The 25,516-nt window shown below is 63.6% G+C and carries 20 protein-coding genes and 1 pseudogene; 16 read left to right on the top strand and 5 right to left on the bottom strand.

Annotated elements, in window-relative coordinates:
- Positions 1-178 precede the first annotated feature (178 nt).
- The 12 genes and pseudogenes from L1080_RS20445 to L1080_RS20390 all read left to right on the top strand — a co-directional run bounded on the left by L1080_RS20445 (position 179) and on the right by L1080_RS20390 (position 15,868).
- A complete protein-coding gene (locus L1080_RS20445; RefSeq protein WP_250770910.1) occupies positions 179-1,693 on the top strand; it encodes an aldehyde dehydrogenase family protein in 1,515 nt (504 codons plus the stop codon).
- Positions 1,690-2,895, top strand: coding sequence for a CaiB/BaiF CoA transferase family protein (locus L1080_RS20440; RefSeq protein ID WP_159919445.1), 1,206 nt, complete (start codon positions 1,690-1,692; stop codon positions 2,893-2,895). Before L1080_RS20445 ends, L1080_RS20440 begins: the two co-directional genes overlap by 4 nt.
- A 16-nt stretch (positions 2,896-2,911) precedes the next feature.
- Positions 2,912-4,108: an OB-fold domain-containing protein gene (locus L1080_RS20435; RefSeq protein ID WP_159919447.1), complete on the top strand. Its 1,197-nt coding sequence runs from the start codon at positions 2,912-2,914 to the stop codon at positions 4,106-4,108.
- The gene (locus tag L1080_RS20430) at positions 4,105-5,274 is read left to right on the top strand and encodes a thiolase C-terminal domain-containing protein (RefSeq protein ID WP_250770907.1); all 1,170 of its coding nucleotides are present in this window, start codon (positions 4,105-4,107) and stop codon (positions 5,272-5,274) included. The genes L1080_RS20435 and L1080_RS20430 overlap by 4 nt, the downstream gene beginning before the upstream one ends.
- Positions 5,271-5,702 (top strand): annotated as a pseudogene (locus L1080_RS20425) (carboxymuconolactone decarboxylase family protein); the annotation flags it as partial. The gene L1080_RS20430 and the pseudogene L1080_RS20425, both read left to right, overlap by 4 nt.
- 24 nt (positions 5,703-5,726) lie before the next feature.
- Positions 5,727-6,674: an NAD(P)-dependent oxidoreductase gene (locus tag L1080_RS20420; protein WP_268962613.1), complete on the top strand. Its 948-nt coding sequence runs from the start codon at positions 5,727-5,729 to the stop codon at positions 6,672-6,674.
- Between the two features lie 5 nt (positions 6,675-6,679).
- Positions 6,680-7,633 carry an ABC transporter permease gene (locus tag L1080_RS20415; protein WP_159919455.1) on the top strand — a complete coding sequence of 318 codons (954 nt, stop codon included), beginning with the start codon at positions 6,680-6,682 and terminating at the stop codon, positions 7,631-7,633.
- Positions 7,630-8,526, top strand: coding sequence for an ABC transporter permease (locus L1080_RS20410; RefSeq protein WP_159919457.1), 897 nt, complete (start codon positions 7,630-7,632; stop codon positions 8,524-8,526). The genes L1080_RS20415 and L1080_RS20410 overlap by 4 nt, the downstream gene beginning before the upstream one ends.
- Positions 8,527-8,590: 64 nt before the next feature.
- Positions 8,591-10,159 carry an ABC transporter substrate-binding protein gene (locus tag L1080_RS20405; protein WP_250770904.1) on the top strand — a complete coding sequence of 523 codons (1,569 nt, stop codon included), beginning with the start codon at positions 8,591-8,593 and terminating at the stop codon, positions 10,157-10,159.
- Between the two features lie 49 nt (positions 10,160-10,208).
- Positions 10,209-11,222, top strand: coding sequence for an ABC transporter ATP-binding protein (locus L1080_RS20400; protein ID WP_250770901.1), 1,014 nt, complete (start codon positions 10,209-10,211; stop codon positions 11,220-11,222).
- Complete coding sequence (locus L1080_RS20395) at positions 11,212-12,210, top strand: ABC transporter ATP-binding protein (protein ID WP_250770898.1); 999 nt, start codon at positions 11,212-11,214, stop codon at positions 12,208-12,210. Before L1080_RS20400 ends, L1080_RS20395 begins: the two co-directional genes overlap by 11 nt.
- 355 nt (positions 12,211-12,565) lie before the next feature.
- Positions 12,566-15,868 (top strand): protein kinase domain-containing protein, encoded by a 3,303-nt coding sequence (locus L1080_RS20390; RefSeq protein ID WP_250770894.1) that lies wholly within the window; start codon positions 12,566-12,568, stop codon positions 15,866-15,868.
- Positions 15,869-15,897: 29 nt separating this feature from the next.
- On the opposite strand, the gene L1080_RS20385 is transcribed toward L1080_RS20390, so the two are convergent.
- The 5 genes from L1080_RS20385 to L1080_RS20365 form a co-directional block, all read right to left on the bottom strand.
- On the bottom strand, positions 15,898-16,350 hold the full coding sequence (locus L1080_RS20385) for a MaoC family dehydratase (protein ID WP_159919467.1): 453 nt from the start codon (positions 16,348-16,350) through the stop codon (positions 15,898-15,900).
- Positions 16,351-16,378: 28 nt separating this feature from the next.
- Positions 16,379-16,609 carry a DUF3263 domain-containing protein gene (locus tag L1080_RS20380; RefSeq protein WP_159919469.1) on the bottom strand — a complete coding sequence of 77 codons (231 nt, stop codon included), beginning with the start codon at positions 16,607-16,609 and terminating at the stop codon, positions 16,379-16,381.
- 85 nt (positions 16,610-16,694) lie between these two features.
- A complete protein-coding gene (locus tag L1080_RS20375) occupies positions 16,695-18,134 on the bottom strand; it encodes a FadD3 family acyl-CoA ligase (RefSeq protein ID WP_250770891.1) in 1,440 nt (479 codons plus the stop codon).
- Entirely contained in the window at positions 18,131-19,312 is a 1,182-nt protein-coding gene (locus L1080_RS20370) for an amidohydrolase family protein (protein WP_208962600.1), read from the bottom strand. The genes L1080_RS20375 and L1080_RS20370 overlap by 4 nt, the downstream gene beginning before the upstream one ends.
- A gap of 59 nt (positions 19,313-19,371) precedes the next feature.
- Complete coding sequence (locus tag L1080_RS20365; RefSeq protein ID WP_250770887.1) at positions 19,372-20,886, bottom strand: AMP-binding protein; 1,515 nt, start codon at positions 20,884-20,886, stop codon at positions 19,372-19,374.
- 141 nt (positions 20,887-21,027) lie between these two features.
- Here L1080_RS20365 and L1080_RS20360 point away from each other — a divergent pair, with 141 nt between their 5' ends.
- From L1080_RS20360 to L1080_RS20345, 4 genes are all read left to right on the top strand, one after another.
- Positions 21,028-21,744, top strand: a complete 717-nt coding sequence (locus L1080_RS20360) for an enoyl-CoA hydratase/isomerase family protein (protein ID WP_159919477.1) — start codon at positions 21,028-21,030, stop codon at positions 21,742-21,744.
- 936 nt (positions 21,745-22,680) lie between these two features.
- Entirely contained in the window at positions 22,681-23,514 is an 834-nt protein-coding gene (locus L1080_RS20355) for a TauD/TfdA dioxygenase family protein (protein WP_159919479.1), read from the top strand.
- A 30-nt stretch (positions 23,515-23,544) separates the two neighbouring features.
- The gene (locus tag L1080_RS20350; protein WP_159919481.1) at positions 23,545-24,111 is read left to right on the top strand and encodes a nuclear transport factor 2 family protein; all 567 of its coding nucleotides are present in this window, start codon (positions 23,545-23,547) and stop codon (positions 24,109-24,111) included.
- A gap of 361 nt (positions 24,112-24,472) precedes the next feature.
- Positions 24,473-25,336 carry an SDR family NAD(P)-dependent oxidoreductase gene (locus tag L1080_RS20345; RefSeq protein WP_159919483.1) on the top strand — a complete coding sequence of 288 codons (864 nt, stop codon included), beginning with the start codon at positions 24,473-24,475 and terminating at the stop codon, positions 25,334-25,336.
- Positions 25,337-25,516 lie beyond the last annotated feature (180 nt).

Below are 25,516 nucleotides of genomic sequence, written 5' to 3'. Positions count from 1 at the left end.
GAGAACCATACTCTCAGCAAACACGGTGTGGCAACAGTCGATCATCCACCTGGTGAGGTGTGGCGCCGATCTCAATTGGGGGTATCCCCGCGGCTCACATGTTGTTACATTCTCTGCAGAGCCACTGCATAATTCTCAAATGCGAGAATTTGATTTTCACTTTGAGTGAGGAGAACGGATGTCATCTCAGGACACGGTGTCGGCCGCGAACGGCGGTCACGGAGGCCGTGAGGCCGCGACCGTGCTGGACGTCGACAAGCGCCTACTTATCGACGGGCAGCTTGTTGCGACCGAGCGGACGTTCGCATCGATCAATCCAGCTACGGGTGACATTGTCGGATATGCGCCTGATGCCGGGGTCGCGGAAGCGGAAGCGAGTATCGCTGCAGCGCGGAGGGCCTTCGACACGACGAGCTGGTCTACCGACGTGGAGTTCAGGATCAAGTGCCTCGACCAGTTTCACCAGGCGCTGCTCGACAATCTCGAGGAGCTCCGCGAACTGACGATCGCTGATGTGGGCGCCACCGTCCAGCTCACACGCGCCAACCAGCTGGAGGCACCTATCCGAATCGTGCGTTACTACGCAGACCTCCTGCGCGAGTACCCGCTGAGCGAAGACCTCGGCGAAATCGACATTTCCGGACAGCGCCACAAGCGGTGGGTGGAGAAGGAAGCGGCCGGCGTCGTCTCCGCGATCGTTGCGTACAACTACCCGACGCAGCTCGCGTTGGCCAAGATCATTCCCGCGCTTGCCGCGGGATGCACAGTGGTGCTCAAGGCTGCGCCCGACACGCCGCTCGTCACGCTGGCCCTCGGCGAGATAATCGCGCAACACACCGACATTCCAGCGGGCGTCGTGAACGTCATCAGTTCCTCCGAGATCGCCCCCGGTGAGCTGATGACGACGCACCCCGACGTCGACGTGGTCACCTTCACCGGGTCGACCCCGACCGGACGCCGCATCATGGCGGCGGCGGCAGACACGATGAAGAAAGTTTTCACGGAGCTCGGCGGAAAATCCGCGATGATCGTGCTGGAAGACGCCGATTTCGCGATGGCTGCGAAGTTCGCGGCCGGGACCGTCTGTGCGCACGCCGGTCAGGGGTGCGCTCTGACCACGCGGCTACTCGTGCCGAGAGCGCACCACGAAGAGATCGCGAAGATGGTGGCGGCGATCATCCGCCGCATCCCGTTCGGCGATCCGACTGACCCACAGAACTATATGGGCCCTCTCGTGAGTGGTCGTCAGCGCGAAAAGGTCGACGCGATGGTGCAGCGCGCGATCGCTGACGGTGCCGAGTTGCTGGCGGGTGGCACGAAGGTCGATCCAGGTTTCTTCTATGAGCCCACGGTCTTGGCGGGCGTGGATCCCAAGAGCGAGATCGCACAAGATGAAGTGTTCGGACCGGTTCTCGCGATCATCCCGTTCGATGACGACGACGACGCTGTGCGGATCGCCAACGACTCGATCTATGGTCTGTCCGGCGCGGTGATGAGCGCGAGCGACGAACGTGCTATCGCGATAGCCCGGCGCATCCGTACCGGAACGATGGGTATCAACGGCGGGAATTACTTCGGTCCGGACGTCCCGTTCGGTGGTTACAAGCAGTCGGGTATCGGACGCGAATGCGGCCGAGAAGGACTGGAGGAGTTCCTCGAAACCAAGGCCTTCGCGGTCGTGGTGAAGCCGTGAAGCCGCTTGCGGGTATCCGCGTGCTCGAGGTCGCGATGTACGGCTTCGTGCCCTCAGCGGGTGCCGTACTCGCCGACTGGGGCGCGGAGGTCATCAAGGTCGAGCACGCCGTCACCGGGGACCCGCAGAGGGGGCTCCGCCAGATCGGGCCCCTCCGAGTCGAGGGTGATCCCAATCCCAATGTCGAACATGCCAATCGCGGCAAACGGAGTATCGGACTGGACATGGGCCGACCGGAGGGCAAGGCGGTCCTCGATGACCTGGTCCGTCGGTCGGACGTCTTCCTGACCAGTTTCCTTCCCCAGGCCCGCACCAAATTCGGGATCGACGTGGACGACGTCCGCGCAGTGAACCCGAACATCATCTATGCGCGAGGCAGTGCCCTCGGTCCGCGTGGTATCGAGGCCGACAAAGGCGGTTACGACATGACCGCTTTCTGGGCAAGGGGCGGCATCGCCGCCACTCTCACACCTCCGGGCGTGGAAGGCATGATCAGTCCGCCGGGACCTGCCTTCGGCGACACCATTTCCGGGACGAATCTTGCCGGGGGTGTCGCAGCGGCGCTGCTGGCCCGCGAGCGCACTGGCACACCGTCGATCGTCGACGTCTCGCTGCTGAGCAGTGGCGTGTGGGCCATGGGACACGGCATTGCGTTGTCAGCTCATCTCGGCAAGGCCATGGTGGCACCTGTCCCTGGCGCACACGGCGCGCCGACCAATCCGCTGTCGGGGATATACGCCACCGGCGACGGCCGTTACCTGGCATTCGTCATGCTGCAGCCCGCAAAGTATTGGGCAGATGTGTGTCGCCACATCGACCGCCCCGACCTCGCGGATGATCCACGCTTCGCCGATGCCGCCCAGATCGCCACCAACACCGACAAGGCCGTGGCGATTCTCGGGGAGGTGCTCGCCACCCGCACCCTCGCGGAGTGGACGGAGCGCTTCGCCACGCTGTCCGGTCCGTGGGGGCCGGTGCAGGATTCACTCCAGGTGTCCGTCGACGCACAGGTCCGCGCCAACGAATACCTGGTAGAGGCGGGCGAACTCGAACTTGCCGCCAACCCGGTGCAGTTCGACGTCGCTGCCCCCGAGCTTGGCCCGGGTCCCGAGTTCGCGGCCCACACCGACGAGATCCTGGCCGAGCTCGGCTTGGACTGGGATCGCATCATCGCGCTCAAAACGGCGGGCGCTGTTACCTAGATTGCTGGGAGTTCACATGTCATACATCACTTCGATAGGTACGTACCTGCCGTGCTGGGGGACACCCGGGCGCCGTGTGCCGGGTGACGACGAGGATGCGATCACCCTCGCTGTCGAAGCTGGTCGAGCCGCCCTCGACAGTGGTGGATCGGTGGAGTGTGTCGTGCTCGTCAGCCGTGACCTGCCGTTGATGGAAAGCAGCAACGCTGCTGTGCTGCTCGCCGGCCTCGGGCTCGACCCTGAGCTCGAGGTGACGGAGCGGCTCGGTGGTGCACCGGCGACGCTCGATGCCCTGGGCTCGGCCCGTCCGCGCACGCTGGTCATCGGTGTGGACATCGATGCAGCCGGAGCGGCAGCGGCGCTGACCGCGGAGCGTGGACTGCAGGTCCGCACCGCCGCGCGTATCGCCCGCAGCCTGCCGGTCCGCACCCGCACCGCAAACGGTCTGGTACACGACTACGGTGACCCGCGCCTACTGAAGGAGCGCGGCTTCCTGGCTTCACTGGCCGCGGCATGGGTGGACACTCCGGTCGCGGTGGCAGGTGTCGAGGAGAGGCAGGCCGCGGCTCTGTGCGCGGGCCCTCCACTGCCGTTACCGACAACCGGAGCGAGTTCCGGACTGTTCGCGCTCGCCGCGATGGTGGAGTCGGGGTCTACCGGCCCGCTCGTAGGGGTGGAGCAGGCCAGCCTCTCCGGCATCACGGTCGCCGACGGTGCGGCGCAGATCAACCGCAGGGAACCGCGAGCGCGTGCCAAGCCGGAGTGTGCGTACATTCCCAGTGCGGACATCCCGATCTCCCTCGCCGCCTACGAGAGGGCATTCGAGGCGAAAGTCCGCTGGGAGGCCGGAAAATACTCCGACAGCAACGAGCTGGACTTTCCGCCCCGATACCGCGTCGACCGTGATGGTACGCTCAGAACGGATTACTCTTTCGTGCCCCTGCCCCGCACCGGCACCGTCTATACCGAGGTGACCGTGCACGTACCGGTGCCCGGCCTCCGGACCCCGTACTCGCTGGTGATCGTCGAACTCGACGACGTGGGCGTTCGCGCGTTGGCGAAGGTAACCGGTACCGAGCCCGGCACTGTCGACATCGGTGATCGCGGTCGCATGGTGCTGCGCCGAGTTGCAGTGCGGTCCGGCGTTCCGGACTACGGCTATGCATTCGAACCCGAAACCGAATCCGATCGCGCACTGGAGGCGGCAGCATGAGAAACGTTGCGATCATCGGCGCCGGTATGACACCGTTCGCCGAACACTTCACTTTGGGAATCAAGGATCTGTTGCCGATGGCGTTCGCGGAATGCGCCGGCAGCATCGACAAAGGGCTGGACAAGTCCGATCTGCAGGCCGCGTGGTTCGGCTCGATGGGCACCACGGACGGATTCCCGTCCGGAATTCTCGCCGACACGCTCGACATCTCCGACATTCCGGTGACACGGGTCGAGAACTCCTGTGCCACAGGTCATGACGCCATCCGTAACGCCTTGTTCGGGATCGCCTCTGGAGCGTTCGACGTGGCACTCGTCATGGGCGCAGACAAGCTCCGCGAAACCGCGTCGAAGGACATGCTCTGGGAGTGGGAGGCGATGACGCGAGACATGGCCTGGGATTACCCCCTGGGCCTCGTCGCACCGGCAGGCTTCGCGCTCCACGTTCGCCGGTATCTACACGAGTCACCGGCCACCCGTGAGCACATGGCGATGGTGGCCGTGAAGAACCACCACCATGCCATCAATAACCCCAAGGCCCGGCAGCGCTTCGAGATCACCGTCGAGGAGGCTCTGAACGCGCCGACGGTGGTGACACCTTTCGGGCTCTATGATTGCGCCCCGCAGAGCGATGGAGCTGCGGCGCTCGTACTCGTATCCGAAGACGTGGTCGACCGATTCACCGATCGCCCGGTATGGGTCCGCGGCGTCGGCTCCGGGCTCGATTCGGTTATGGCGCAACACAAACGGGACATGACGTCGTTTCCGTCGACGGTACGGGCCGCGAAGCAGGCTTTCGCGATGGCGGGACTGTCTCCATCAGACGTCGACGTCGCGGAGGTGCACGACTTCTTCACCGGCATCGAACTCATCAGCTACGAGGACCTCGGATTCGCGGACCGGTTCGAAGGCTTCAAACTCCTCGAGGCGGGCGTCACCAGCGTCGGCGGATCACTACCGGTGAACGCCAGTGGCGGACTGATCGCCAAGGGACATCCGCCGGGCGCAACCGGTGTCGCACAGTGTGTGGAGTTGTTCGAACAGCTGCGAGGCAGCTCGATCAACCAGGTCGACGGAGCACGGATCGGACTGGCACACACCGTCGGCGGTCCGACGGCGGTATCGGCCGTCACCATTCTCGAGGGTCCCGGAGGAACCAACCGATGACAGAAACGCTGTCAGATACCAGCTCGATAGAGGACGCCCACCGCGCCCTCTTCGACGCGGGCCTCGCCGTTCGCAGGGAGGTGCTCGGAGATGACTACGTCAACGCTGCGATCACCCGAAACGCGGGTTCCGACGGTGCACCACTGCAGGAATATGTCAGCGAAACCGTGTGGGGCTCGGTGTGGACCCGTTCCGGTCTCGACCGTCGCAGCCGAAGTCTGATCACTCTCGGAATGCTGGTCGCCCTCAATCAACCGCGAGAGCTCGCCGTTCACGTGCGAGCCGGCATCCGTAACGGGTTGACACGCGAGGAGATCACGGAAGCCGTGATTCACGGAACCGCTTATGCCGGTGTACCTGCGGGAGTCGCAGCGATGCGCGTCGTCCAGGAAGCGTTGGACGCCCATCTCGGTCCCCTGAACGCCGAAGACCCCTTGAACGCCGAAGCCCAGGTGGACGCTCCGAAGATTCCGCTGCCACACAGCAAGGTGGGCTTCATCGGGCTCGGGGCCATGGGCAGTCCGATCGCACGCAATTTCGCCGGCGCCGGACAGCCGATCGTCGTGCACGATGCCGACCCGGAGGCCCGCCAACGATTCATCGACGACAATCCCACCGCTACCGGTGCAGAGGACACCGCCGAGCTGGCGGACTGCGACATAGTCGTCCTCGTCCTGCCCAACAGCGACATCGTCGACCAGGTCGTACTCGCTGACGGCGGCTTGCTTTCCTGCCTGAAGCCGGGGAGCATCCTCGTCGACATGGGATCGAGCGTTCCCGCTCGCACCCAGGCGATCGAGAAGGCCGCGGCAGTGCGAGGAATCGATGTCGTCGACGCCCCGGTCAGCGGTGGGGTAGCGCGCGCAAGAAACGCGGATCTCGCTGTGATGGTTGGAGGCGACCAGTCGGCGATCGACACCGTACTGCCGTTGCTCGAATCGACGGGTCGACAGATCATCCGTGTCGGGCCGGTCGGATCGGGGCACGCTGCGAAGGCGCTCAACAACCTCCTCGCCGCCAACGGTTTGGTGGCCGCCGGCGAGGCACTTCTCGTGGGACGGAAGTTCGGTATCGACCCCGCGACACTGCTGTCCGTGATCAACGCCGGCAGCGGTCGAAATCAGGCAACGGAGACCAAGTACGAGAACTTCGTCCTCTCCCGAACATTCGCGTCGGGGTTCAGCGCCCGGTTGATGCGCAAGGACATCGGAATTGCCCTCGATCTGGCGCGGCAGCTCGATGCCTCCACGGTCCTCGGTGACGCGCTGGGTCGCATGTGGGAGGAAGCGGTCGAGGATCTCGATCCGGCAGCCGACCAAACAGAAGTAGTGTGCTATCTCGAAAAGCTCAGCGCGGTAACGCTGGACGAGAACGCCGTCCCTTCCCTATCCGAAAGGTGAGTTCCATGGTTCTCACGGTTACGAAGCGGGTCGGCCGCAGCGTGTTGGTGGTGCTACTGGTAACCCTTGCGGTGGTGGCGCTGCTCGGTTTGGCGCCGGGGTCGGTGGCTCAGGTGATTCTGGGCGAGAATGCAACGCCGGACGCGGTGGCAGCGATGAATGCCGAGCTCGGTCTCGATGTCCCGCTGTGGTCACAGTATGTGTCGTGGCTTTCCGACGCGGTGCGGGGTGACCTGGGGACATCGCCGTTGACCGGACAGTCGGTCCGGGAGGCGATCGTGGAGCGGTTGCCGGTAACGTTGCAGCTCGCGGCGATGGGATTGACGATCGCGCTGGCGGTGGCTCTCATCATGGGGGTGGTGTCGGCCTCGCGGCCGGGCAGTGCGCTCGATCGGGGTACGAATGCAGTGTCGGCGGTGTTCTTGTCGGTGCCTGCATTTATCGCGGGCCCGGTGTTGATCTATTTTTTCGCGATTCAGTTCCAGTGGTTCCCGGTGATGGGGTGGTCGCAGATCAGTGAGGGGCTGGGGCCGAATCTGCGTAGTGCCATGTTGCCCGCAATCGCGATTGCGTTGACAGAGATCGCCTCCTTTCACCGGTTGCTCCGTACCGATCTAATCGGGACGTTACGGGAGGACTTCATCGCCTCGGCGCGGGCGAAGGGAATGCCGGCCGGATACGTGATGTTCCGGCATGCGCTGCGGCCCTCCTCCTTCTCTTTGATCACGGTGGCGGGGATCAATCTGGGACGGTTGATCGGAGGGACGGTCATCGTCGAGACATTGTTCGGGCTACCGGGTCTGGGGCAGTTGGTGGCGTCGTCGATCACCTCGCGTGACGTGATCATGGTGCAGGGCATCGTGGTGTTCATTGCGGTGGTCTATGTGGGGATCAACACGGTCGTCGATCTGAGTTACTCAGTGATCGACCCGCGGGTGCGAAAGGTAGCCGGAGCATGACCGATGTGGCGGTAGATAAGACAGTACATACGGATCCAGGTCCGGGGGTGGAGTTGCCGGCGGTTCCGGTAATTCGCAAGCGCCGGTCGTTGCTGGTGTATCTGTCGGTGCTGTGGCTGGTGGTGTTGATCGCGGCGGCGTTGCTGGCCGGCGTACTGCCGTTGGCTCCGTTCGCCACTCCGGTGGGGGCGCCGCGACTGAATCCGCAATTCGGCTCACTCGATCTGTTGCTGGGCACGGACACGTTGGGTCGGTCGATGTTGTCACGCATCATCTACGGCGCCCGGGTCTCGCTCGTGGTGGGTACGGTAGCCGGATTGGTGGGGTTTGGAATCGGGTCGTTGATCGGACTGTTCGCCGGCTACTTCGGTAAGCGTCTCGATGCCGGCGTGTCACTGGTGGCGGATGCGATGCTGGCGTTCCCACCCTTGATTCTCCTACTGGCGTTGGCGTCGATTCTCGAACCCAGCGTGCCGACGATATTGCTGGGGCTCACGTTGTTGGTGATCCCGGCGTTCATTCGGTTGTCGCGGGCCAACACGATGTCGTGGGCATCGCGCGAATTCGTTCGTGCTGCCCGCAATATCGGCGCGGGTAATTTTCGGATACTTTTTCGAGAGATCCTGCCGAACCTGTTGGCTCCGTTGGCGGCGTATCTGCCGATCGTGATGGCGGCGTTGATCGTGGCGGAGGGATCGTTGAGTTTTCTCGGGTTGGGAATTCCCCCGCCGCAACCGAGCTGGGGCGGCATGATCAACGACGGCAAGGACGCGATCGCCACGTCACCACACCTCGTGTTCGTGCCCGCACTGGTCATCTTCTTCACCGTTTTCGCCCTCAACCAGGTCGGCGATCATCTCCGCACCAAGTTCGACCGGACCATGCACGACTGAACCGGCGAGGTCCTTCGCCACCCATATCTGCATTACCAGCTTCCACCTTCCCGAGAGGTTCATGATGTTTCGATCCAGACGTCTTCTGACCGCGGTGGCTGCGGCATGCGCCGCAGCACTGCTCTTCAGCGCCTGCGGTGGCACGGGTTCCGCGGGCGGCGGCCAGTCCGAGGGTGGTGAACCCGTCGCCGGTGGTGTGGCTCGCGTGCTGCAGACCGGTGAGCCGCGGAACCTCGATCCCGCCAGCCTGTCCAATACCTGGGCCCACCAGCCGGTGCTCGGCAACGCTCTATACGGAACGTTGATGATCAACAATCTCGAGACTTTCGATCTCGAATACAAGATGGCGACCGGATTCTCTACCACTGACGGCGGAGCCACGTTCACTCTTACGCTGCAGCCGGGCCTGAAGTTCACCGATGGCACCCCGCTCGACGCGGCCGCGGTCAAGTTCAACTGGGACCGGCTGCGCGACCCCGCCTTGGGATCGACGACCATTCGCCAGGCGGTCCAGGTGGCGTCGTCGGAGGTCATCGACCCCACCACACTGAAGGTGACTCTGGTGGCGCCGAATCCGCACTTCGGCCAGTCCGTGGTCGCCGGTGCGTTGAATTGGATTGCGTCGCCGACGGCGCTTCAGAAGGGGCAGGCGTCTTTCGACGAGAATCCGGTCGGCGCGGGACCGTTCACTCTGGTCGATTGGGTCCGGCAGGACAAGATCGAACTGCAGAAGAACCCCGGCTATTGGGATGCACCGAAGCCGTATCTCGACGGCCTGACAATCAAGACGGTGAGTGACAGCAATCAGCGGGTCAACACGATCATGACCGGTGGTGCGGATCTGGCGTCGGAGACGAGCTGGGCCAATTTAAACAAGGCGGAAGGTGCTGGACTCCAGACCGAGGTCGTACCCACCGGTGGCGGTCAGATCGTCGCCATGAACTTCCGTCGAGCTCCGTTCGATGACGAGCGGGCACGCCGGGCGGTCGCCCTCGCCGTGGACCTGGATGCACTGAACACGATCGTCTACAACGGCGAGGGCGTCGTTCCCAAGACGTTGTTCGAGGAATCCTCGCCGTACTACGCCGATATCCCACTGCCTACGCCGAACAGTGAGGAGGCGCAGAAATTGTTCGATGAACTGGCCGCCGAGGGCAAGCCGGTCTCGTTCACCTTCCTGTCCTACACGACGACGGAAAGCAAAGCCGTTGCCGAAGGTCTGCAAGCTCAGCTGAGTGCGTTCGATAACGTCGAGGCCAAGATTGAGGTCGTGGATTTCGCAGTGGCGACCGCACGCGCGGCCGCGCGGGACTTCGACATGATCATCTCCTCCGCAGTGGTACAGGATCCGGACTTCCCGTTATGGACTGCGTTCCACGGCGCCTCGCCTGGAAACTTCACGGGCATCAATGATCCTGAACTCAGCACAGCGCTCGACACCGGTCGCACTGCCGAGAGTGTCGAGGAGCGCAAGGTGGCATACGAGACGGTACAGAAGCGGCTTGTTCAGCTGAATCCGGGTCTCTGGTACGTCCGGGCGGTGCCCTCCGTCGTCGTAGGAAAAGACATGAACGGTGTCGACTTGTACACCTGGGGTTCGCCGTTGCCCGAAGAGCTGTGGACCACGAAGTAGTCGGCAGCTGAGGGACCCAGCCGCCAACGGAAGGATGGAGCCGGCTCACATGAATACTCGGTCATTGCTCGAAGTGAAAAATCTGCGTGCCTACATCGGCACTCCGCGTGGGACTGTGCGCGCCGTGGACGACGTGTCCTTCACGGTGGACGCGGGACAGGCACTGGGGATCGTCGGGGAGTCCGGCTCCGGCAAGTCCGTATTGGCCCGGGCGGTGATGGGGTTGATGCCGCCGCGCTCGGCCCGTTCCGGTGAGGTGACCTTCCAGGGCCGGGATCTGCTGTCTCTGAGCAAGAAGGAGAGTCTCGACATCTGGGGTAAGCAAATTGCCATGGTCTTCCAAGACCCCGGCCGATCTCTGAACCCGGTAGTGCGAGTGGAGCGGCAACTCACCGAAGGGATGCGCCGGCACCTGGGCATCACCCGATCCGAGGCACACGGCCGGGCCCTCGACCTCTTGCGGGAGGTCGGGGTGCCCGACCCGGAACGACGGCTCCGCAACTACCCGCACGAAATGTCCGGGGGCATGCGTCAGCGGGTGATGATCGCCATCGCCTTGGCGTGCGAACCGGACCTGCTGATTGCCGATGAGCCGACCACTGCGCTGGACGTTACGATCCAGCGGCAGATCCTCGATTTGCTCCGCCGGATTCAGCGCGAACGCGGTATGGCGATGATGCTCATCAGCCACGATCTCGCTGTGGTTGCGGGCCGCACCGACCGCGTCTCGGTCATGTATGCGGGTCGGCTCGCCGAGATCGGCTCTACCCGCGAGATATTCGAGGACCCGAGGCATCGCTACACGGAAGCGTTGCTGGCCGCCACCCCCACCATCGACCACGAACGGCATGCGCCGCTGCGCCTGATCGCGGGTTCACTTCCGGATCCCACCCAACCCCCGGAGGGGTGCCGATTCGCACCCCGTTGCCAATATGCCGATGAGGAATGTCGAAGCTCCGGTCCGGATCGGCAGTCCGTGGGCGTGGACCATGACGTGTTCTGTGTGTACCCGGTTGCCACGGCGGCATCCGCACTGTCCGGAGGTGGAAATCATGGCTGGTAGCGGTAGCGCTCACCTCCGCGGCGAGCAGGCACTGCTCAGTGTGCAGGATCTCGTCGTGGAGTATCCGACAAGCGCGGGCACCGTGCAGGCAGTGTCGAAGATCAGCTTCGACGTGCTGCCCGGAGAAACCCTCGGCATCGTCGGAGAGTCCGGATGTGGCAAGTCCACTACGGGGCGGGCCGTGCTACGGCTCGACCGCCTCACCGCGGGACGCATCCGATTCGGTGACGATTGGATCGAAGAAGTGGACGAGAAACGCATGCGCGCGCTACGACGCGACATGCAGATGATCTTCCAAGATCCGGTGGGCTCGCTCAATCCGCGCCGATCCGTCAAGGACATCGTGGTCGAGGGATTGGCAGTGGCCGGTGCACCATCGTCCGAGCGTGCTACCACCTCCGCTGCCGTCCTCGAACAGGTCGGCCTGGCCGGGGACCGGTTCGCGGACATGCTGCCCCGTCAGCTGTCGGGTGGACAGGCACAGCGGGTTGCCATCGCCCGGGCGTTGGCGCTCGGCCCCCGGCTCCTGATCTGTGATGAACCGGTCTCCGCGCTCGACGTGTCGGTCCAAGCCCAGATTCTCAACCTGATCGAGGAACTGAAGGCCGAGTTCGATCTGACGGTCGTCTTCATCGCCCATGACCTGGGTGTCGTGCGGACCGTCAGCGACAATGTGATGGTCATGTACCTCGGGAAGGTCTGCGAGTTCGGTGACTCGATCGAAGTCTACGACGATCCCGCGCATCCCTACACCCGCGCTCTCCTCGACTCGGTGCCGCTGACCGACCCCGAGAAGGGGTTCGCCGGTCCGGCGTTGGAAGGTGACGTGCCCTCGCCCCTGGCGCCGCCGACGGGTTGCCGGTTCCGTACCCGTTGTCCACAAGCACAACAAAAGTGCGCCACAGACGAACCCGAGGTACGGGAAGTGCGACCCGGCCAATTCGTCGCCTGCCATTATCCGCTACCTCCGCAGGCACCGAAGAAGTAACTTCCGCATGAGGTGCCGGCCCTCCGGCACCTGCCGTGATCACCGGGGCTGCGCGTGGCCAGCTGTAATGCGTGCAAGATCGACAATAGGACGCTGTCGGCCACCGTCGACGGCGTCCGATTGGGCCCACCCTGTGACAACACGAAGTCGTTGTTCCACCAGTCGACGCATGCTCCTCGGTTGTCGATGCTGGGCGACTCCGTGCGCGCATCCCAGGCCGGGTGGACCGACCGTATTCGGACCTGTGTGTCTCTTCGGATCACGTAGCGGTGGCGATATCATCGAAGGACCCCGGACGAGAGCTAGTGCGGTCTGCCCAGCGCCGGGGGTCGCGAACAGATGAGTTGGCCGAGCTATGAACGAAGACGATCCAGTCGACACGCAGCGGTGTGTTGTTCCCACGGTAGCCGCGGAGCTCGAAGCGGCGGGGTTCGTCGACGTCCAGGAAATCGGGCGCGGTGGCTTTGGTGTGGTGTATCGCTGTACCCAGCCGGAACTGGACCGCACCGTCGCGGTGAAGGTACTCACCACCGATCTCGACGAGGAAAATCGGGCCCGCTTCTTCCGGGAGCAGCGCGCGATGGGCCGGCTGAGCGGGCACCCGAACATCGTCAATGTCCTGCAGGTGGGCGCAACCGAGCGCAACAGTCCCTATCTCGTGATGCAGTACCACTCGCAGGGGTCGCTGGAGACGCGGATCCGGACGCACAGTCCTCTTTCGTTGTCGGATGTGCTGACCCTCGGGGTGAAGATGGCCGGGGCTGTGGCGGCGGTGCATCGGCTCGGCGTTCTGCATCGCGATGTCAAGCCCGCGAATATTCTTCTGACCGACTACGGTGAGCCAGCGCTTGCAGATTTCGGGATCGCGCACATCGCCGGCGGCTTCGAGACCCGCGCCGGCGTCGTGACCGGTTCACCGGCGTTCACTGCCCCGGAGGTACTGAAGGGTGAATCGCCCAGCCAAGCCTCGGACATCTACAGCCTCGGTGCCACTCTCTTCAGCGCTCTGACTGGTCACGCGGCGTTCGAGCGGCGAAGCGGTGAGCAGGTGGTCGCCCAGTTCGTGCGGATCACCAAGCAGCCGATGCCGGACCTGCGTGAGCGCGGCGTAGAGGACGACGTAGCCGCACTCATCGAACAAGCGATGTCACCGAATCCGCAGGCCCGGCCGTCAGCTACACGACTGGGTGGCGAACTTCGTGAGATGCAGCGCAAGCACGGCTTCGGGATTGACGAAATGGCGCTGTCCGCCACGCCGACCACACTGCTGCGAGAGGCCACCGTCCGCTCCGTCCTCGACTCCGTGGAGGAAGTTGACCTAGTGCACTACTCGTCCGCGAACGCCGTTCGGAGTATGAGGGGAAATCTTCCTCTCGAACTATCCAGTTTCGTCGGTCGCCGTACTGAAGCCGGCGACGTGAAGCACATGCTCTCGGTTTCACATCTCGTGACCTTGACCGGGATAGGCGGTGTCGGCAAGACCCGCTTGGCGCGGCGCGTGGGCGAGAGGGTCCAACGTGCGTACCGCGACGGTGTGTGGCTGGTGGAGTTAGGAGAACTTTCCGACGACTCACTGCTGACCGGGGTGGTGGCCGCCGCGCTGGGATTGAGCGATCACCCGGCACGGCCGTTGGGTGACGTGTTGGTCGAGTTCCTGGCGACGCGGGAGCTGCTGCTGATACTCGACAATTGTGAGCAAGTGCTGGACGCGACCGCGGAGCTGGCGGAGACGCTGTTGAAGACCTGTCCGGATTTACGAATTCTTGCGACAAGCCGCGAGCCTCTCGGGATCGGCGGGGAGGCCACATTGCGGGTACCGCCGCTGACGGTGCCGAAGCTGGATCAGGAGCCGTCGCTGCGGGGCCTGCCTCGCTACGACGCAGTCTCGCTATTCGCCGATCGCGCCACCACCGTGGTCCCCGGGTTCGAACTGACCGAGGAAAACAAGGCCGCTGTGGCGCAAATCTGCTACCGGCTGGATGGATTGCCATTGCCGATCGAGTTGGCGGCCGCCCGGTTGCGGGTGATGTCGCCGGAGCAGATCCTGCAGCGGCTCACCGACCGGTATGCGTTTTTGACCCGCGGCAGTCGAAGGGCGCCGCCACGCCAGCAGACGTTGCGGTTGTGTGTCGACTGGAGCTTCGAGCTGTGTACTCGGCAGGAACAACGGGTGTGGGGACGGGCGTCAGTGTTCGCGGGCAGCTTCTCGCTGGACGCCGCCGAGCAGGTGTGCGGCGTCGGCATGGCTTCGGAGGAGCTGCTCGAAGCCGTGACGTCGCTGGTAGACAAGTCAGTTTTGAATCGGGAGGAATCCGGGGCGGTGGTGCGCTTCCGCCTGCTCGAAACGTTGCGTGAGTACGGTCGGGAGAAGCTGCGGCAGAGTGGCGAGTATGTAGAACTGCGCCGACTGCATCGGGATTGGTGTGAGCGCCTGACGCTGGCTGCGAAGGCCGACTGGATCAGTTCACGGCAAACTGAATGGATTGCCAGGCTCACGCGGGAGCAGCCGAATCTGCGGGACGCACTGGATTTCTCTGTATCCGACAACTCCAGCACTGGTCTGCGGATCGCCGACGCCATGTTTCCGTTTTGGAACTCACGGGCGATGTTCAGTGAGGGTCGGCACTGGCTCGGTCGACTCCTTGGCGATCCGTCCGGCGAACCGACGGTTGAACGAGCAAGTGCGCTGTGCGCGGGCATTGTGCTGGCCGGGTTGCAGGGAGACCTCGAGGCGGGGAATGCCCTTATGGAAGAGGCGCGTGCCATAGCCGAACAGACGGCCGACCCGAGGATGCAGGCCATCATCGAACGCGCCGAAGGCAGCCTCGCGTTGTACAGCGGGAATTTGGCCCAGGCGTGTGCCCGTTTCGAGAGTGTCCTTGCGTCGTTCGGCAGTAAGGATGATGCCGCACGCATAGGCGTTCTGCAGTTACTCGGGAGGGCGTATGGACAGCTCGACGAGTTGCAGCGCGAGATCGAATGCTGTCAGCAAATACTCACGGTCACCGAAACCCGCGGCGAAGTGCTGTACCGGTCGTACGCTCTGAGGGCCATGGCTGTTGCCCTCTGGCGGAAGGGAAATTCCAGTCGGGCGGCAGAGCTAGTCGAGAAGTCCTTACGGCTGACCCGGGAGGGAAGCGGATTTCTCACTGCCGCAGCCTGTCTCGAGGTACTGTCCTGGACCGCGGCAGCCGGACCGGACGTGAAGCGAGCCGCAGTACTGATGGGCGCGGCCGAGGAGTTGGCGCGGTCGATGGGCAGCTTCACGGCGTTGTTCCCCGAGTTGCAGATGCACCACGAGCAATGCAAGCGGACAGTTCGTCAGGAGCTCGGTGAACAGGCGTTCGAGCTGGCTCACAACGAAGGCCGGTGCCTCGATTTCGACGCCGCGATCGCGTACGCGCTCCGTGAACAAGCTGTGGATAGCGATAAGGCGCAGCCTTCGGCCGCAAACTCATTTACACTGACGAAGCGAGAACGTGAGGTCGCTGCACTCGTCGCCGATGGGCTGACCAACAGGGCCATCGCTGCTCGCCTTGTGATTTCGCCACGCACCGCCCAGGGGCACGTCGAACACCTTCTGACCAAACTCGGGTTCACGTCCCGGACCCAAATTGCGGCGTGGGTCGCGGATCAGGCCACTCGTGACCGAGACTGACGTGGAATTGGCCGACCCCTTCTGGTACGTCAAGCCAGGTATCGCACAAGATTGTCGGCGACGCAGGCGGGGCGCTGCGCATCCTCGGTGGTGATCGTGACGGTTCGTTCGACCTGCACACCGCCGGGGACGTCGGTTACGGAGGTGAGCATAACGGTACCGCGAACTCGGCTACCGACGGGCACTGGAGTGATGAACCGTGTCTTACCGAGCCCGTAATTGAGGGCCATACGGGCGCCACTGACAGTCATGACCTGCTGGGTGATCGGTGCGAGTAGAGCGAGCGTCAGAAATCCGTGTGCGATCGTGCAGCCGTAAGGACCACTCGCGGCGCGCTCGGTGTCGACGTGGATCCATTGATCATCACCGGTGGCGGCCGCGAAGCGGTCGATACGTTCCTGGTCGACAGTGATCCAGTCACTGGTGCCGATCTCGGTCCCGGCGGCCGCGCGGAGCATGTCGAAGTTGGTGAAGTCTCTCATGTGTGTCCTTTTGCTTGCGTCGCCCACATCATCCCGCTCGGGTCTGCGGCACATGCAATCTGCTGTCACAGATATCAGTTAGTTGCGTGACGAGGTGGGGCGTCAGCTGATGCTGTCGGTGGGTGGACAGGAGCCGGCGCAGTCGGAAGAAGAACTGGTATGCGGGAATACCGAACTCGACGAAGATGTCCTCGTCGGGTCCGCCGTCCCAATGTCGCCATTTGATGGCGAATTCGATCATCGCGCTGTCGGTGTCCATTGCGGACCTCCTACGTCGAAGTGTGAGTTCTGTGCGTCTACGCCGGGTCCTGTCTTCGCGCGGCCGAGCGTGGTTCGGGAGGGTGTTACCCCACCAGATCTTTCAAGTGCTCCTTCATGACCTTGCCGGTGGCGTTCAACGGGAGCGAGTCGACGAACCTTACGGTCCGCGGCACCTTGAACCCTGCCATTCGCTCACGGCTCCAGGCGATCAGCTCTTCGGCGGTGACAGGCTTTTTCGCTACCACGAACGCTTTCCCCACCTGTCCGAGCCGCTCGTCGGGAACGCCGATCACCGCTACTTGGTCGACTGCAGGGTGCTCGAGCAGGAATCCCTCTATCTCGGCCGGATAGGCATTGAAACCGCCGACGATGTACATGTCCTTCTTGCGGCCGATGATGCGCAACCGGCCCCCGTCGTCGAGGGTCCCCAGATCCCCGGTGTGCAACCAGCCGTCGGCATCGATGGCTTCCGCGGTCGCGGCCGGATCGTCGAGGTAACCCTGCATGACGGTGTAACCCCGGATCAACACTTCGTTGTCGGCTGCGATCCGCAATTCGACTCCCTCGCAGGGTGTGCCGACGGTCGTCGCAATTTCTTCGAAGGTGTCGCCGGGCCGCGAGGCGGTTGCCGTCCCACCCTCGCTGAGGCCGTACCCGGTCATGATGGTCTCGAACGGCAGTTCGTCGTGAATTCGCCGGATGAGTTCGACCGGGATATCCGCTGAACCGGTCACCGCTGCACGCAAGGACGCCAGATCCCAGTTCCCCTGCGCTGCCAGAAGCGACTGATAGAGGGTCGGCGGACCGGGCAGCATGGTCACCCTCTCCTTCTCCACCAGTTCGAGTACCCGATCGACGTCGAGTACGGGCACCGGCAGGATGGTGGCGCCCCGAATGAGGGAGGCGATCACACCTGCCTTGTAACCGAACATGTGGAAGAACGGATTGACGATCAGATAGCGGTCACCTTCCCGCAGATCCGCCAGATCGCACCACTCCGAGAAGAGGCGGAGCGTCTGGCGGTGATTCATCATGACGCCCTTCGGGCGGCCGGTCGTACCGGACGTGTACATGATGTCGGCGATGTCTTCGCCGCTGACCTCACACTCGAAGGGCTGGCCGTCCGAGAGAAAGCCCGATTTGAGATCGATCACGGGCACACCATCGGGTCCCGAGTACCGGACACCGAGGAAACCCTGCTCGACCAGCAGAAGTTTCGCGCCGCTGCGCCGGATGATGTCTTCGGCCTCGTCCTGCTTGTACCGGGTGTTCACGGGAACGAGCACGCCGCCGGCGGTCAGCAGACCGAACGCGGCGACGATCCATTCGGCCGAGTTCGGTGCCCAGAGGGCCACCCGGTCACCCTTGTCGATGCCGGCCGAAGCGAATGCCCCTGCGGCTCGCCGAACTCGGCCGGCGAGTTCGGCGAAGGTGATCCGAAGCGGCCCGTCGACGACCGCTTCGGCAGTGCCGAAGCGGTCGCCCGCGCTCAGGACCATCTGGGGGATGGTCTCCCACGTCATAGATTCATCAACCTCGCGAGGTTGCCGCCCATGATCTTGGCCTGGTCCTTCTCTTCCAGGTGTCCGAGCATGTCGGCGAAGTGCCGCGGTTGTGCCAGACCTTCCGGGTGCGGGTAGTCGGACCCGAACAGCACCTGGTCGACACCGATCAAGTCGATCAGGTCGGTCACGCCCTCCTCATAGAAGGGGCTGACATGGATGCTGCGCTTGATCGCCTCCACCGGATCTTGCATACCGAAGCCCTCGGGGGCCTTCTTGTACGTGTCGGCCAGGACGTCGAGCAGGGGCTTCAGCCAACTCGAGCCGTTCTCGATGACAGCGAGCTTGATATCGGGGAAGCGGAACAGCGCGCCGTGGCAGACCCACGAGGCCACCGTGTCCTGCACGGGCCGCCATTCGTTGACCATCCGGAACGTGTTCGTCTGGAACGGCAGCATTTCGCCGTCACTGCCCTCCCACTCTGCATCGTGCCGGGCGTAACCGCTGTCCGAGGAATGCATCGCGACGAGGATGTCGAGCTCGACGACACGCTTCCAGAAGGGGTCGAACTCGGGGAGGGCGAACGAGCGGGAACCCTTGTAGCCGGGTACCGGTGCGGGGCGGATGAGAATTGCCCTGGCGCCTCGCTCGACCACCCACTCCAGCTCCTCGATCGCCTTGTCGACGTTCGGCAGCGTGATCACGGGTGTGGTGAAGATACGGTCCTGGTAGTTGAAATTCCATGTCTCGTAGAGCCACTCGTTGAGCGCGTGGACGACAACATGGATCAGGTCCGGATCGTCACGCATGCGCTCCTCGACGAGGCTGGCAAGGGTCGGGAACATCAGTGTCCGCTGCACGCCCAGCTCGTCGAGCAGCTCGAGACGAGCGGCAGGCTCACGAAAGGCCGGGATCGACTTCATCGATTTGCCGAAGATCTCACGCCGGCTCTTGCCCTCGGGGTTCCCGTTCTTGAAATAGTCCTCCATCGAGCCGGGCCGAGCGACCACGTCGAAGGTGGGGTTGGGGATGTAATCGCTGATCTGGCCGCGAATAGCGATCTTGGTGCGGCCGTCGACCTGCACATACTTGATCGCATCCTTGTACTTCTCGGGAAGGAACTTGGTAAGGGCCTCCTCGGTCTCGTACAGGTGGTTGTCCGCGTCGAACAGCGGATACGGCAAGTCGTTCACTGGCATGAGATCCTCCTTATCGGTTTACGAGAATACTATTCTCTTCTGGCGAGTGCCGCAATGTCCTACCGCACGAGAAACTTCTGGATCTTGCCGCTGGCGGTCCGCGGAAAGTCGTCGACTCGGTGCAGTTCCTCCGGCCACTTCTGCCGCGCGATCTCGGCTCGCTCGAAGTGAGCGCGGACGGCGTCCATCGAGGGCATTGCGTGTCCGGGGCGCAGGCGCAGAACGGCGGCCGCTCGCTCCCCGAGGCGGGCGTCGGGCGCCGAAACTACAGCCGCCTCCGCGACCTCGGGCATGGCGAGGAGAACTTCCTCGACCTCGAGGGCGCTGATGTTCTCGCCGCCGCGAATGATGATGTCCGCCTTGCGATCGGTGATCGTCAGGTAACCGTCTTCGTCGATCGTGCCGATGTCCCCGGTGTGGTACCAGCCGTCCGAATCGAACGCTGCCTCCGTCAAGGTGAGATCGGTATAGCCGACGCAGAGATCGGGCCCACGACTGAGGATCTCACCGTCGGCCGCCAACCGGACCTCCACTCCGGGCAGGGCGTCCCCGTCCGTGAACAGCCGTTTGTCCTCGGGTGCCGTGTACCGCGAGCCCGTGATCGACGGATGTTCGGTGCTGCCGTACGAGCGGAACACGGTAATGCCCAGATCTGCCAGCCGAGTGGTCACCGCCGAGGGGACCGAAGACCCGCCGAGGCCCGCGTACCTCATGTGCGGCAGATGCCGGGGCGCAAAATCAGGATGGTCGAGGAGGCTGGTGACGAAGTAGGTGGCCCCGCCGCCGACGGTGAGCCCGTCGCTCTCCATCAGCGCCAGCGCCTGAGCTGGATCCCACGTGTCGGTCAGATTGATTGCCGTGCCGTCCAGAACGGGGATCAGGAAGGCATTCACCATGCCGATGAAGTGGCCGACGGGAGCGGCAGTGAGCTGTTTGCCCCGGTCCGACGGGTAGAGGCCCGCGAGCTGTCGCGTCTCGTGGCCCAGTGTCTGATGACTGTGAATGACACCTTTGGGGGCCCTCGTGGTGCCGGAGGTGAAGGCAATCAGCGCCGGACCCGCCGGATCCGCTTCGACGGTACCCGGCATCGGGTCCTCATCGAGCAGGTCGTCGAAGTCGCGGCCCACGACACCCACGACGGGCACGTCCGCGCACAGATCGGCGTGGTACTCGGTCCGCCCGAATCGTTCGGCGGTCACGAAGACGTGCGGCTTGGTCTCGCTGAGGATGTATCCGAGTTCCTTGCGCCCGTAGAAGTGGACGATCGGGACCACGGTGGCGCCCAGGAAGGCAGACGCCCAGAAAACAGCGGCCGCTTCCATCCAGTTGGGCAACTGGAAGGCGACCACGTCTCCGGGACCGACTCCGCGAGAACGCAATCCGCCCGCCAGTCGACGGGCAACGCGCTCGACGTCACCGAAGGTTCCCGACCACGGACGAACGGTCGAGTGAATCCGGAATTCAGTGTCGGGGGCGGCCTCGAGACCGCGCCTGAGCAGGTCTCCGATGGTGTCGTGGGTCCACCATCCCTCCTCTTCGTAGCGTCTGATCAGTTCGGGGGGGACGTGCCGCATGTGAGAGCTCCAATACCCGTGGACGGAGCCGCGCCGAGGTCGGCACCGCGGCGTCGGGACTCGCTCCGGCCGGCGTCTGCCAGCTGTGAATATGATATTCTCACTAAACAAGAATGCCAATATCGGAATGGAGAACAGCGCATGGTCGACCTCGAGCTGGAGCAGGAGTTGGCGGTCATCACCATCGATCGACCGCATGCTCGCAACGCCATCGCGCCGGAGACCATGGATCAGTTGGAGAAGGCGCTCGATGCGGCGGCCGGGGCCAAGGCGCTGGTGATCAGGGGAGCCGGTGACCGGGCCTTCGTGTCGGGCGGAGATCTCAAAGAGCTGAGCAAACTCAGAACCGAGGAGCAGGCGGCAGACATGGCGCGCCGGATGCGTACGGTCTGCGACCAGATCGCGAACTTCCCGGCGCCGGTCGTCGCCGCGCTGAACGGCCACGCTCTCGGCGGTGGGGCAGAGGTGGCCGTGGCCGCCGACATCCGGGTAGCCGCCGACGACATCAAGATTGGCTTCAACCAGGTCGCACTGGCGATCATGCCCGCATGGGGTGGCGCCGAGCGGCTCGCCGCGCTCGTCGGCCCGGGCAAGGCCCTCATGCTGGCCGGCTCGGGTGCCGTACTCGACGCGGCAGAAGCCGAACGTCTCGGATTGGTGGACCTGGTCATGCCCAGGACGTCCTTCGAGGATGGTTGGCGTTCGCTGGCCCTGTCGCTGGCCAACAACTCGGCTGGTGAGATCAAGCGTGTCATGGCGGGCGCCTCCGCAGCCGAGGCGGTCACGGCGTTCGCGCGGCTCTGGGTTGCCGACGAACATTGGGAGGCTGCAGACCGAGTGATGAGCCGCAGCAGGTGAACTCATAACCTTCGGGATGCGGTGCCCAGTCGGTTCCGTTGCCTTCGCACTGGGGAAAGATGTTGCAACACCCGCTGGACACGGCTTTGCGCCCGTCTCCGCTGGCATGGCGAGCCCCCCGCCGACATCGAGGACGCGTTGGTAGTTCGGCATCCCGGCGTACACCGTGACCGTCGGTGCAACGGCTGGGCGGCCTTCGTCGGCGTCGTCGTGGAGAGCCACGAAACGCCCGGCGACAATCCTGGGCGCGGGTCGTCCTACCGCTGCGGCTTGGATCACCGGCGCGATGTGCGAGTCGCACTTCCGCCGACCCCACCCACAGGACCGTGCCGTCGGCCTGGCCTGCCACCCGCAACATGTGCGGTGACACGGCAGACAACAGAACCGGCACGTCGTGAACAAGCGGCAGCATGCGGTTTGGCGCTGGTCGTCGCCCAATCGCCGCGAAACTCCACGCCCTCGCCGCGGAATAGCGCGGTCAGATTGTACGTATTCTTCGGTGTTCCTGCCTGGACGGTCGTAGGAGAGGCCATACACGTCACGGACTACGGACCTCGCGCAAGGGGCCGAGACCGAGCGTGAAACCGCCGCGGCCAATGGGCCCGGCGACGACGGCAGCTAACAAGGATAGGTCTGCAGCACAGCGGTTCCGAGCTCGATCGTCGTCGAGGTGGCGCTGCCGGCCCCCCGAGGGCTGGCAGTGGATCACTCGCGACCGTGCTGGCGCACCAGACGGAGGTGAACCCGTCCGCCTCGGTCTGCTGGGCTTGCCGCACCATCTTGTCAGTCGACGAAGCGCCGCCGGTCAGTGCTATCAGCATGATGCATCCTCCGTTGCCGCCACTAGAAGAAAATGTTCCTTTCCTCAGTCGGTAACTACGCTAGCTATAACAGAGAGTGATATTCTCGTTCTATCCAGCTGCCTCAGGAGGAACCGTGTTCGCCAACGCCACCCCGATCACCGCCACCATCGGTGTCGAGATCACCGAACTGCCGGGAAGCCACCTCGTCGACGACCGCGGCGCAGCCCGCTGCCGGGCCGCGCTGGACCAGTACGGCGTCGTTGTATTTCGGGAAGCCCACATCGACGACGACGATTTGGTCGCACTGAGCCGCCTCCTCGGCGACGTGGTCGTGGCGCAGGTGGGTGGGCAGGACGAGCACCCGGAGATATCAGCCATCAGTCTGGATCCGGCCAAGACCGTGTTGGCGTCCCTAAACCAGGGCACATTCCACTGGCACATCGACGGCGCCACGGACGCAGTGCCACAGAAGGCGACCTTGCTCACCGCACTGGAGGTGTCCGACGAGGGCGGCGACACCGAGTTCGCCAACACCTACGCAAGCTACGAGGCGCTAGGTGACGACGAGAAGGCGGAGATCGCCGACCTTCGGGTCGTGCACAGCTTCGCGGCAGCGCAAACGTTGGCCAATCCCGAGCCCTCGGACAAGCAGCGGGCGGCCTGGGACCGGGTGCCGACACGGGAGCATCCACTGGTCTGGACCCGCAGCAACGGGCGTAAGTCGTTGCTTCTTGGCGCGACGGCGTCTCATGTCGTCGGCTGGCCGGAGGACAAGGGCCGGGCGCTTCTCGACCGCCTCCTCGACTGGTCGACGCAACCTCGATTCGCGTTGCGGCATCACTGGCGGCGCGGCGACCTGGTGCTGTGGGACAACACCGGAATGCTGCACCGCGCCGTCCCCTACGCGCCGACGTCTGCCCGCCTACTGCACCGGACGACCTTGATCGGCGAGGAAGCCGTCGCCTGACCATTTCCGGTTCGACCCGTAAGGAGACCTATGACCACCGACGAAGACGTAATTACTCGGTTGCAGCGTGATGTGCAGTATTTGATGGACCGATCGGAGATCCTCGACTGCGTGTCCAAGCACTCTCGCGGCTGCGATCGGCACGATTCCGACCTACTTGGCAGCACCTATCACGTCGACGGTGTCGACGAGCACGGCACGAGCACCAATTTGGGGCCGGACTATGCGCGTTGGGCGAACGCCGTGCACGCGGCCTCCTCTCGCGCCCACACCCACAACGTCACCACTCACACTTGCGAGATTGACGGCGATACCGCTCACTGCGAGAGCTACGTGCTGGTGGGACTGCTCTATCAGGACGGCACCACGGTGCAATTGCTGAACGGCCGCTATCTCGATCGACTCGAACGACGTGAAGGTACGTGGCGGATCGCGGTCCGGCGATCGACCGTCGAATGGACCGCGACCGCCGACGCCTCACTACTTCAATCACCGTTCTTCACAAAGCAGGCGTTCGTCAAGGGCACGCGGGACAAGGACGACCTCTCCTACCAACGCCCGTTGTTCGTCGACACTCCAGCGCCCGAGCGTTGGTGATTGGCAGCGCCGGGTGCGTGTCGAAATCATTCGAGTCGGTCCCGAACAACATTAGTCTGCCTGCTAATTGCGCAGACGGTGCGCGCAAGTGCTGAGTCGATTGATCACGCACAACGGGTGTTTGCGATGCCCGGTACAGCGCGAAGCCGAAGACCGTGATCGCCCGCCTCAGGAGCCCGCCCCTTCTGTCGTGGATCTGATCGGGTAATTCCGGGATCGTATGCTAAGTAATTGGCTCGCAGTAGTTTTCGGGTCGAAAGATGGGAAGACGCCTTCTTTGCAAGTAACCGCGATCGTGTCACCGTGCCGTGCGAGGTAGCGAAAATGGCCAGGGATCATCGATGCCGAAGTAGGAGGACTTATGTCAGTTAATGGGGTGGTGGCAGTGGTCACCGGAGCAAGTCGCGGCGCTGGAGCCGGTATCGCACGGGCGCTGGGCAGTCACGGTGCCACGGTCTACGTCACCGGGCGATCCGAGAGCGCCGGCGATTCGGCACGGCCGGGCACCATTGGCGAAACCGCGGACCTCGTCACGGCCGCCGGTGGTCGAGGCATCGCTGTACGCGTTGACCACAGCGATGACGAGCAAGTGAAGGCGTTCTTCGATCAGGTCGGCCGCGACCACGGACGTATCGACATCCTAGTCAATAACGCCGCGATCATCCGCGATGAAATGATGGGCCGTACGAAGTTCTGGGAGGAGCCCCTCAATGTTGTCGACACATTCGACGTCGGACTACGAAGCAGCTATGTGGCTACGGTCTATGCCGCCCCGTTGATGCTCTCACATCAGGGTGGGCTGGTGGCCTTCACGTCGTCATCGGGCGCTGTCCACTATGCCTTTGGCCCTGCCTATGGTGTCCCAAAGGCGGGTACAGACAAGATGGCGGCCGACATGGCGTACGACTTCAAAGAGTTTGATATCGCGGCCGTTTCAATATGGATGGGTTCGCTACTCACCGACCGTGTAAAGCAGATCATCGCGAGCAACCCGGCGAAATTCGGCCACATTCTGGACAGTGCCGAGACGCCGGAGCTGACCGGCCATGTCATCTGGGCCCTTTTCAATGATCCTGAGCTCATGGCGATCAGCGGTCAAACTCTCATTGGTGCAGAACTTGCGGTCAAGTACGGCATAAAAGACGCTGGAAATCGCCAGCCCCCATCCTACCGGCAGCTTTTCAATGTTCATCCGAACAGGCAGTACAGCCACGTCATGAGATAAGTCGGGCAACTTGATTATTGCTGCAACGACAGTTGCGATGTCCAAATCCGTAGTGGCTGGCACGGGATTTGGTGAGACTGGCGCGGCGCCGGGTCTGTCACTACCTCCTATGTCAAGCAGCGATGGTGACTGATAGCGATTGGTCGGTGAGTATGGCACGGAAGACGACGTGGGAGAGTC

The organism is Rhodococcus sp. MSC1_016 (assembly GCF_023667485.2).
GTDB classification, from domain to species: domain Bacteria; phylum Actinomycetota; class Actinomycetes; order Mycobacteriales; family Mycobacteriaceae; genus Rhodococcus_F; species Rhodococcus_F oxybenzonivorans.
The sequence above is the reverse complement of the archived record's forward strand: the minus strand, read 5'-3'. Positions and strand labels throughout refer to the sequence as shown.